At 35.0% G+C, this 10,000-nt stretch carries 9 protein-coding genes; 3 read left to right on the forward strand and 6 right to left on the reverse strand.

The window, feature by feature from the left end:
• The 3 genes from LDL23_RS01005 to LDL23_RS01015 form a co-directional block, all read left to right on the forward strand.
• Window positions 1–2,182: GEVED domain-containing protein (locus LDL23_RS01005; protein WP_291264039.1), on the forward strand; the 2,182-nt coding region annotated here is incomplete at its 5' end.
• Between the two features lie 93 nt (window positions 2,183–2,275).
• On the forward strand, window positions 2,276–4,180 hold the full coding sequence (locus LDL23_RS01010; protein WP_291264040.1) for a S9 family peptidase: 1,905 nt from the start codon (window positions 2,276–2,278) through the stop codon (window positions 4,178–4,180).
• Between the two features lie 71 nt (window positions 4,181–4,251).
• Complete coding sequence (locus LDL23_RS01015; protein ID WP_291264041.1) at window positions 4,252–4,767, forward strand: hypothetical protein; 516 nt, start codon at window positions 4,252–4,254, stop codon at window positions 4,765–4,767.
• A gap of 10 nt (window positions 4,768–4,777) precedes the next feature.
• On the opposite strand, the gene LDL23_RS01020 is transcribed toward LDL23_RS01015, so the two are convergent.
• The 6 genes from LDL23_RS01020 to LDL23_RS01045 form a co-directional block, all read right to left on the reverse strand.
• On the reverse strand, window positions 4,778–6,169 hold the full coding sequence (locus tag LDL23_RS01020) for a T9SS type A sorting domain-containing protein (protein WP_291264042.1): 1,392 nt from the start codon (window positions 6,167–6,169) through the stop codon (window positions 4,778–4,780).
• 157 nt (window positions 6,170–6,326) lie between these two features.
• Window positions 6,327–7,676, reverse strand: coding sequence for an acetyl-CoA carboxylase biotin carboxylase subunit (gene accC, locus LDL23_RS01025; protein WP_291264043.1), 1,350 nt, complete (start codon window positions 7,674–7,676; stop codon window positions 6,327–6,329).
• A 91-nt stretch (window positions 7,677–7,767) separates the two neighbouring features.
• A complete protein-coding gene (gene accB / locus LDL23_RS01030; RefSeq protein ID WP_291264044.1) occupies window positions 7,768–8,256 on the reverse strand; it encodes an acetyl-CoA carboxylase biotin carboxyl carrier protein in 489 nt (162 codons plus the stop codon).
• Between the two features lie 27 nt (window positions 8,257–8,283).
• Window positions 8,284–9,279 (reverse strand): beta-ketoacyl-ACP synthase III, encoded by a 996-nt coding sequence (locus LDL23_RS01035; protein WP_291264045.1) that lies wholly within the window; start codon window positions 9,277–9,279, stop codon window positions 8,284–8,286.
• A gap of 166 nt (window positions 9,280–9,445) precedes the next feature.
• Entirely contained in the window at window positions 9,446–9,640 is a 195-nt protein-coding gene (gene rpmF, locus LDL23_RS01040; RefSeq protein WP_008255033.1) for a 50S ribosomal protein L32, read from the reverse strand.
• Between the two features lie 9 nt (window positions 9,641–9,649).
• Window positions 9,650–10,000, reverse strand: a 351-nt coding sequence (locus tag LDL23_RS01045; protein ID WP_291264046.1) for a DUF177 domain-containing protein, incomplete at its 5' end; no start/stop codon positions are given.

Raw genomic sequence — 10,000 nt, forward strand, 5'->3', positions numbered from 1 at the left:
CGAAATGGGTCACCAATTTGGAGCTAACCACACGTTCTCTATGAATAACGAAGGAACAGGAGCTAACATGGAACCTGGTTCTGGTTCAACTATCATGGGATATGCTGGTATTACGAGTCAAGACATTCAAATGAATTCTGACCCTTATTTTCATGCAATCAGCATTCAACAAGTTACAAATAATATTAAAACAAAAACGTGTCCAACTCTAACAGCAACTGGGAATTCTGTCCCAACAGCAAATGCTGGTTTAGATTACACCATTCCAAAAAGCACTCCATTCATGTTAACTGGTTCTGGAACTGATGCTAACGGAGACGCTTTAACTTACATTTGGGAACAATTTGACAATGCTTCATCTGCTCAAACTGGAGCTAGCTCTGCTGCAAGTGCAACCAAAACATCTGGACCAACTTTCAGATCATACAGCCCTTCAACATCTACTACAAGATATTTTCCAAGAATGCAATCTGTTTTAACGGGAGCTACTACTACTTCTGGTTCAGAAATTGTAGTTGAAGCTGTTCCATCGGTAGCTAGAACTATGAATTTCAGATTTACAGTAAGAGATAACAGAGCAGGTGGTTCAACAAATAATAGTGACGATATGATTGTAACTGTAAATGGAACTGCTGGACCATTCGTAGTTACTGCACCAAATACAGCGGTTTCATATGCAGGTGGTTCAACTCAAACCATTACTTGGAACGTTGCAGGAACAACTGCAAATGGTGTAAATTGTGCTAATGTTGACATTTTAATCTCTACAAATGGAGGGACAACTTGGTCGACTTTATTAGCTGCTACTCCAAATGACGGAAGCCAAGCAGTAACAATTCCAAATACAGCTGGAACTCAAAATAGAATCATGATTAAAGGGACAAATCATATTTTCTTTGATGTATCCAATACAAATTTCACAATTACAGCTGGAACTACTGATACAACAGCGCCTTCAACTCCAACATTATCTGCTTCTGGAACTACTCAAACAAGCACTAATTTGTCTTGGACTGCTTCAACTGATAATGTAGGCGTAACTGGTTATGATGTTTATAGAGGAACTACTTTACTTACAACAGTTACTGGAACAACTTATACGGCTACAGGATTAACTGCTTCAACAGCTTATACTTTTTCAGTAAGATCAAAAGATGCTGCTGGAAATGTGTCTGCTTCAAGCAATACAGTAAACGTAACAACTTTAGCTAACACAACTGATACAACAGTTCCATCAACTCCAACATTATCTGCTTCTGGAACAACACAAACAAGCACCAACTTGTCTTGGACAGTTTCAACTGACAATATTGGTGTAACAGGATACAATGTTTACAGAGGAACAACTTTACTAACAACTGTTACTGGGACAACTTACACTGCAACTGGATTAACAGCTTCAACAGCATATTCGTTCAAAGTGAGAGCGAGAGATGCAGCAGGAAATTTATCTGCTGAAAGTAACACAGTAAATGTAACTACATTAGCAAACTCAGTAACTTATTGTGCTTCTCAAGGAAATAGCACAGCTGACGAAAGAATTGGAAGAGTTCAATTTGGAACAATAAACAATGCTTCAACTGGAACCGCTGGATATGAAAACTTTACAGCGATTTCAACAAATATTGTAAGAGGAACTGCCAATACAATTTCAATCACCCCAACTTGGACTGGAACAGTTTACAGCGAAGGCTATGCGGTATTTATCGATTACAACAACGATGGTGATTTTGCTGATTCAGGCGAAACTGTTTTCACTAGAACGGCTACAACAGCAACTCCTATTAGTGGAAGTTTCACAATTCCTTCAACAACTACTTTAGGTGCAAAAAGAATGAGAGTTTCTATGAAGTACAATGGTGTACCAACATCTTGCGAAGCTTTCTCTTATGGACAAGTAGAAGATTACACAATTAATGTAACATCATCTGCTAAAGAAATTGATAATACATCTCCATTAACGTTCAGTTTATATCCAAATCCTGTGAAAGGTGATGTATTAAACATTTCAGACTTTGAAGGCGAAGCTTCTTACAGAATTTTCAGCGCTATGGGTCAAGATTTAGGAAATGGAAAAGTAGAAAACAACGCTATCAATGTGGGTCATTTAGCAACTGGAACTTACATGATTGAAGTTACTACTGCTAATGGAACAAACATGAAACGTTTCATCAAACAATAATTCCAGTAAATGGAAATCTAAAAACCGCTCAGTAATTGAGCGGTTTTTTTATGCGTTTAATTTTGTATTTTTATACCATTAATATTTACAAACATGAAAAAATTAGCCTTACTAATTACTTGTATTATGAGTATAACTGCCGCAAGCGCACAAAACGTAATGACTCCCGAAACTTTATGGCAATTAGGAAGAGTTACGCCTTTAGGAATTTCGAAAGATGGAAAACTTTTAGTTTACAAAGTGGGAACTCCTTCTATTGAAGAAAATAAAATCAATTCAAAATATTATACAATTCCTGTTCAAGGCGGAAATGCTACTTTGGTGGAAGATTACAAATCATTATTAGCTGATAAAAATGTTTCTCCTGACGGAAAATTTCTGTTATTTTCAAAAGAAGTTAAGGTAGAAAAATTATTAGGAAAAGACATTTATCCAGAATTATCAAAAACTACAGCTCAAGTTTACACAGGTTTAGATTATCGCCATTGGGACACTTGGAATGATGGAACGCACAATCATGTTTTCTATTCCGAAAATAAAAAAGATGCCGTTGGAATTGACATTATGCCAAACGAACCTTATGATGCTCCTCAAAAACCTTTTGGTGGTGATGAAGATTATGTTTGGTCTCCAGACGGGACAAAAATCATCTACGTTTGTAAAAAGAAAGCTGGAACAGCTTATGCAACCAGCACCAACACCGATTTATACGAATATGATTTAGCAACCAAAATCACAAAAAACCTTACCGAAAGCAATTTAGGTTACGATACGCATCCGATTTTTTCACCAAAAGGCGATTTGTCTTGGTTACAAATGAAACGCGATGGTTTTGAAGCGGATAAAAATGATATTATCGTTCGTCATAGAGAATTAGACATTAATTTAACTGCGGGTTGGGACGGAACTGTGGACAGTTTTACCTGGAGTAACGATGGAAAAAAAGTATATTTTGTTGCGCCAATTAAAGGAACAAAACAACTTTTTGAAGTGAATTTTCCAGGTTTAACAAAAATTGCTGTTCGTGTAATTCAATTAACTGATGGCGATTTTGATGTGAATGCAATTGTTGGTTTTACAGGAACTTCGGTTTTAGTAACTAGAAATGATATGAACCATGCTCCAGAAGTATATTCGTATGATTTAGCTAAAAAAACTTGGAAACAAATTACGAAAGTAAATGATGAAGCTTATACTAAAATCGCTTCTTGTAAAACAGAAAAACGTTGGGTTACGACTACCGATGGCAAAAAAATGTTGGTTTGGGTAATTTTACCTCCAAATTTCGATAAAACTAAAAAATATCCAGCGCTTTTATACTGTCAAGGTGGACCACAAAGTGCGTTGACTCAATCGTATTCTTTCCGTTGGAATTTCCAATTAATGGCTTCGCAAGGTTATGTAATTGTGGCACCAAATCGTAGAGGAATGCCAGGACACGGAACGGCTTGGAACGAACAAATTTCAGGCGATTGGGGCGGACAAGTTATGGATGATTACTTAGCTGCAATTGATGATGTAGCAAAAGAATCATACGTAGACAAAACACGTTTAGGCGCTGTGGGTGCGAGTTATGGAGGATACTCTGTATTTCAATTGGCTGGAATTCACAAAAATCGTTTCAAAACCTTCATTTCTCATTGTGGTATTTTCAACACAGAAAGTATGTATGGAACTACAGAAGAAGTTTTCTTTACGAATTGGGATTCAGGTGGTGCTTATTGGGAAAAAGATAATGCAAAAGCACAAAAAACGTATAACGAATTCAATCCAATTAAGTTAATTAACAATTGGAATACACCGATTTTAATTATCCAAGGCGGAAAAGATTACCGTGTACCAATTGGACAAGGACAAGAAGCCTTCCAAGCGGCACAATTAAAAGGAATTAAAAGTAAATTCTTATTGTTCCCAGATGAAAACCATTGGGTACTAAAACCACAAAATGCTTTGGTTTGGCAAAGCGAATTTTTTGGTTGGTTAAAAGAAACACTTTAAAAGTTCAAGGACAAGAGCAAGTTCAATTTTCAAATTGTTCTTGCTCTTGAATTTGATTTTTGACCTTGAAAATGATTCCATTCGAAGACATAGAACTCACTATAAAAACCTTTCATAAGCATGGCTTAACGAAAGAAGCGGCGCTATGGCTTTTAAAAGTATATGAATTAGAACATCCCAATTTTGCAGGTTTTGAATTTAGAGAAGCCGCAAAACCCGATTTTATTTTAATGACTGCCGAAGGAGAAATTGGAGGCAAACAAATTATACGCATTCCAGAAAACACGTTTGAATTTCCATTGGTTTTGATGTTGAATTTATTGGCTCATGAAATGATGCATGTAAAACAAAAAGCACCAGAAATCGCCATGCAAGACAAAAACGAACGCGAATGGCAAGCGTATTACGAAATGTTGTTTCACAAAGAATTTCCTTTAATTCCGAAGGCATCAGTTCATCATCAAAAGTTTTTTGCGGAAAAAGCGATGATTTATTACAATCGTTCAGAAAAAGAAGCCAATCCGTTGCGATTAAAATATGAAAATCAGAAGTTAGAAATTGACGAATTGATTAAAAGTTTAGGGTAAAAACCAACTCTTAATTTTTCACAAATTTAAGATTAACTTCTTGTTCGTTCTCGGTAACTAATTTTGCGATGTATAAATTTTGAGGTAGTTTTTCTACATTAATTTGATTGTTTTGAATTTGTTCCCTCATTACTTTTCTACCATCAACCGTATAAATAATAACATGATTAAAAACAATATCAGATTTTATATACAATATATCTTTTACAGGATTGGGATAAAAACTAGTATTTTGAAGTGCAAAACTTTCATTATCTAACACTACACCTATTTTAATAGCATAGGCTTGATTGCCACTAGAAAGAACATTAACTCCAACAGCAATGTATCCATCATCATCAGTTTTAACAAGGTCTAACAAATTACCTTCTGCTAAACATAAATTCCAAATATTTTCATTAGCAGCATTAAATCGTTGGATATTAAAGTGCTGCATTGAATAACTCTCTGAGCAATCACTCATTGTGCCTATGGTATAACCTCCATCGGGCTCAGCAATTATTGATGATTCTGTAAACGCCCAAAAACCATTGGTAATAATTTGTTCTGAAAGTAGGTTTCCATTGGTGTCGGTTATAATCGTCCACACATTAATTTCTCCACTATTGTTTGAAACATCACCATCAAATGAAGTTGATGCTCCTGCAAAAATATAATTACCATTTACTAGTTCAGTTACCGCCCAAACATCTTCATCTACACTGCCTCCATACTCTTTCTCCCAAATTAGATTCCCAAGAGTATTTAATTTAGCCAAATAAAAATCAGAAGTTCCTGTGTTATATTCTTTATGACCTGCAACTAAAAAATTACCATCTGTGGTTTGAGTTGCTGTTTGTAGTTGAATTGCATCCGCAGAACTTATTTCTCTTTCCCATTCTATCACTTTAGATGCATTAAGTTTTGCTATCCAACCATTTCTTGAATATGGGGAATCAGGTGTTGTTTTATGCCCTGAAATTAAAAAACCACCATCTTGGGTTGCCACTAATTTTGTGATATACAAAACATCGGAATGAGGATAACTCCATTGATTTAGTAAAACACCGTCATTATTATATTGAAATAAACTAAACGTACTTGTATTTGGTGGATTAGAATACTTAACAGAATAAATATAATCATCACTTTGTTGAACAATACCTTTTGGTATACCAATTTGTAGGTTATTATTTTCCCAAATTAACTGATTATTAGTGTCAATCCTAACCGTTAAGCCTCCACTAACAACCGCAGAAGGATAATAACCTCCACTTAAAATAAATTCTCCATTGTTAGTTTTTAAAATATTATAAAAAATTGATTCTAATTCTCCAAACTCTTGTTCCCAAAGCACAACAGGCGTTTGGGAAAAAAGTTTGAAACAACTAATAAAAAATAATGCTGTCACATTTTTTTTCATAAACCGCTTTAATTTCATTAAGCAATTTAAAAAAATTATAAATGAATTCCTAAAAATAAAAGTTAAACTTATTTTGCACTTCTAATTTAAACAAACAGTATTAAAATTATAATAGCATAAAAAAAAGCGATTTCAATTGAAATCGCTTTTTTAGTTTTTATTCTTGAGGGTCTTTCATTACAAAAGATTCCATGAATTTTGTAGTGTAATTTCCAGCCACATAATCTGGTTCGTCCATTAATTGTCTGTGGAATGGGATTGTGGTTTTGATTCCTTCGATTACGAACTCATCTAAAGCACGCTTCATTTTATTGATTGCTTCTTCTCTAGTTTGAGCAGTTGTAATTAACTTAGCAATCATAGAGTCATAATTTGGTGGAATTGTATATCCAGCGTAAACGTGAGTATCTAAACGTACTCCGTGTCCTCCTGGAGCATGTAAAACCGTAATTTTACCTGGCGAAGGGCGGAAATCGTTATAAGGATCTTCAGCGTTAATACGACATTCTATTGAGTGTAATTGTGGATAGTAGTTTTTCCCTGAAATTGGAATTCCAGCCGCTACCATGATTTGCTCACGAATTAAATCGTAATCGATTACTTGTTCTGTAATAGGGTGTTCTACTTGGATACGTGTGTTCATTTCCATGAAGTAGAAATTTCTGTGTTTATCAACCAAGAATTCAACTGTTCCAGCACCTTCATATTTAATATATTCTGCTGCTTTAACTGCTGCTGTTCCCATTTTTTCACGCAATTCATCTGTCATGAAAGGCGATGGAGTTTCCTCAGTTAATTTTTGGTGACGACGTTGTACCGAACAATCTCTTTCAGATAAGTGACATGCTTTCCCGTAAGAATCTCCAACTACTTGAATTTCGATATGACGTGGTTCTTCAATCAGTTTTTCCATGTACATACCATCATTTCCGAAGGCTGCAGCTGCTTCTTGACGCGCACTTTCCCATGCTTTCAATAAATCTTCTTCTTTCCAAATAGCACGCATTCCTTTACCACCACCACCAGCGGTAGCTTTCATCATTACAGGATATCCAATTTCTTTTGCTACTTTTTTAGCTTGTTCGAAATCTTCTAAAATCCCTTCAGAACCCGGAACACATGGAACTCCAGCTTCAATCATCGTTGATTTTGCTGTAGCTTTATCTCCCATTTTTTCAATCATTTCTGGAGAAGCACCAATAAACTTGATACCATGCTCTTGACAAATTTTTGAAAACTTAGCATTCTCAGATAAGAATCCATATCCTGGGTGAATAGCGTCTGCATTTGTAATTTCGGCAGCAGCTATAATATTTGACATTTTTAAGTAAGAATCTTTACTTGGTGCAGGTCCAATACAAACCGCTTCATCAGCAAATTTTACGTGTAAACTTTCAGCATCAACAGTTGAATAAACCGCAACTGTTTTGATGCCCATTTCTCTACAAGTTCTAATTACACGTAGTGCAATTTCACCTCTATTGGCAATTAATATTTTTTTAAACATGTTTTTTTAATTAGATAATTAGACAATGTGTCAATTAGACAATTATGAAGAAAGAAAACTTCTAACTTCCAACTTCTAACTTCTAACTTTATTAAGATGGATCAACTAAGAATAATGGTTGATCAAATTCAACTGGAGATGAATCATCTACTAAAATTTTCACGATTTTACCTGAAACTTCAGATTCGATTTCGTTGAATAATTTCATTGCTTCAATCACACAAAGAACATCTCCTTTTCCGATAGTTGAACCTACTTCAACAAACATTGGTTTGTCAGGAGCTGGTTTTCTATAGAAAGTACCAATGATTGGTGATTTTACTGTAATATATTTTGCATTATCATCAGCTGCTGGAGTTGCTGCTGGAGCATCTGCAACTACTGGAGCTGCTGCTATTTGAGGAGCTGCCATTTGTGGAGCCGCTTGCATAGGCATTTGCTGTACATAAGTTGTTGTACTTTCTGTTCCTTCAGCAGTTGTTTTTATGGTGATTTTAAAATCGTCCATTTCTAATTTTACTTCTGTAGCACCTGATTTAGCTACAAATTTGATTAGGTTTTGAATCTCTCTAATATCCATAATATTTGATTTAGTTTAGTTTTGTTATTATTTAGTGTAAGCCCATTTTAAATAGATAGCACCCCATGTGAATCCGCCACCAAAAGCTGCAAAGATAATGTTATCTCCTTTTTTCAATTGGTTTTCGAAATCTGATAATAGTAAAGGTAGGGTTGCCGAAGTAGTATTTCCGTATTTTTGAATGTTGATTAAAACTTTAGCTTCGTCTAATCCCATTCTATTTGCTGTAGCATCAATAATTCTTCTATTGGCCTGATGTGCTACTAACCAATTGATATCGTCGTGAGACAAATTGTTACGCTCCATGATTTTCTCACTCACATCAGCCATTCCAGAAACGGCGTATTTGAAAACCGTTTTTCCATCTTGGAATACAAAATGTTGTTTGTTTTTTACGGTTTCTTCTGAAGGAGGCAAAATAGAACCACCTGCTTCAATTTTTAAGAATTCTCTTCCGATTCCATCACTTTTTAAGATTTCATCTTGAAGTCCTAATCCTTCGGTATTTGGTTCAAACAATACAGCTCCTGCCCCATCACCAAAGATGATGCAAGTAGCTCTGTCTGTATAATCGATAATCGATGACATTTTATCAGAACCTATCAATAAAACTTTTTTGTATTTTCCAGATGCGATGTAAGCTGAAGCTGCAGACATTCCATAAAGGAAACTCGAACAAGCAGCTTGTAAATCAAATGCAAAGGCATTCGTTGCACCAATTTGTGTAGCTACATAAACTCCTGTTGAAGCTACTGGCATATCTGGAGTTGCCGTTGCCATAATCACTAAATCGATATCTTTAGGATCTAAATTGGCTTTTTCTAATAAATTTTGAGCGGCTTTAATCGCCATGAAAGAAGTCCCTTTTCCTTCTTCTTTTAACAATCTTCTTTCTTTAATTCCGGTACGAGTGGTAATCCATTCGTCATTGGTATCTACTAATGTTTCCAATACTTGATTCGACAAAACAAAGTCGGGAACATAAGAACCTACTGCCGTAATTGCTGCTGTTATTTTATTCATCTTCGATTAATTTTTCCTTCTGAATTTTTAGGATTCAAAAAGTGGTGGAAATTACAAAAAAAATTTCAAACGAATCCTATTCGTTTTTGTTAATTTAAAACGAATGGGTACTTAACAAAAAAACTCTCACAATGTGAGAGTTTTCTCTATTTTTTTGTTGATGCAATTAAGCCACTGCTTCATTTTTATCAATTACAACTTGACCTCTGTAGTACATTTTACCTTCATGCCAGTAAGCTCTGTGGTATAAGTGTGCTTCACCAGTAATTGGACATGTTGCGATTTGAGCAACTGTCGCTTTGTAATGTGTTCTTCTCTTATCTCTTCTTGTAGACGACTGTCTTCTCTTAGGATGTGCCATTGTTCTATTTTATTTATCCGTTAATAGTTTTTTTAAATTCTCCCATCTAGGGTCAATATCATTATTTTGTTGTTCTTCTTTTTTGTTTTCTTTTGGAGAAAGCGATTCTAATTTTTCAATTACATCAGACAGCGAACCATCTTTAACACCAGGATGTACTCTACGTAAAGGCACCGACAATATAATTGATTCATATATATATTGTGCAACATTTACTTGAAACTCGCCATGTGGTAAAATGAGCAACTCCTCATTTTCATCATTAAAGGCATCTCCAAACTTAACTAAAAGTTTTAATTTTCCTTTAATTGGTAAATCAAACTCTTCACCCGACACATCACAAGGTACATTTACAGTTCC

Source organism: Flavobacterium sp., assembly GCF_020217025.1.
Taxonomy (GTDB): domain Bacteria; phylum Bacteroidota; class Bacteroidia; order Flavobacteriales; family Flavobacteriaceae; genus Flavobacterium.

Coding starts and splice junctions, on each gene's coding strand:
- LDL23_RS01010 (WP_291264040.1), top strand. CDS start 2,276: ATGAAAAAATTAGCCTTACTAATTACTTGTATTATGAGTATAACTGCC.
- LDL23_RS01015 (WP_291264041.1), top strand. CDS start 4,252: ATGATTCCATTCGAAGACATAGAACTCACTATAAAAACCTTTCATAAG.
- LDL23_RS01020 (WP_291264042.1), bottom strand. CDS start 6,169: ATGAAAAAAAATGTGACAGCATTATTTTTTATTAGTTGTTTCAAACTT.
- accC (WP_291264043.1), bottom strand. CDS start 7,676: ATGTTTAAAAAAATATTAATTGCCAATAGAGGTGAAATTGCACTACGT.
- accB (WP_291264044.1), bottom strand. CDS start 8,256: ATGGATATTAGAGAGATTCAAAACCTAATCAAATTTGTAGCTAAATCA.
- LDL23_RS01035 (WP_291264045.1), bottom strand. CDS start 9,279: ATGAATAAAATAACAGCAGCAATTACGGCAGTAGGTTCTTATGTTCCC.
- rpmF (WP_008255033.1), bottom strand. CDS start 9,640: ATGGCACATCCTAAGAGAAGACAGTCGTCTACAAGAAGAGATAAGAGA.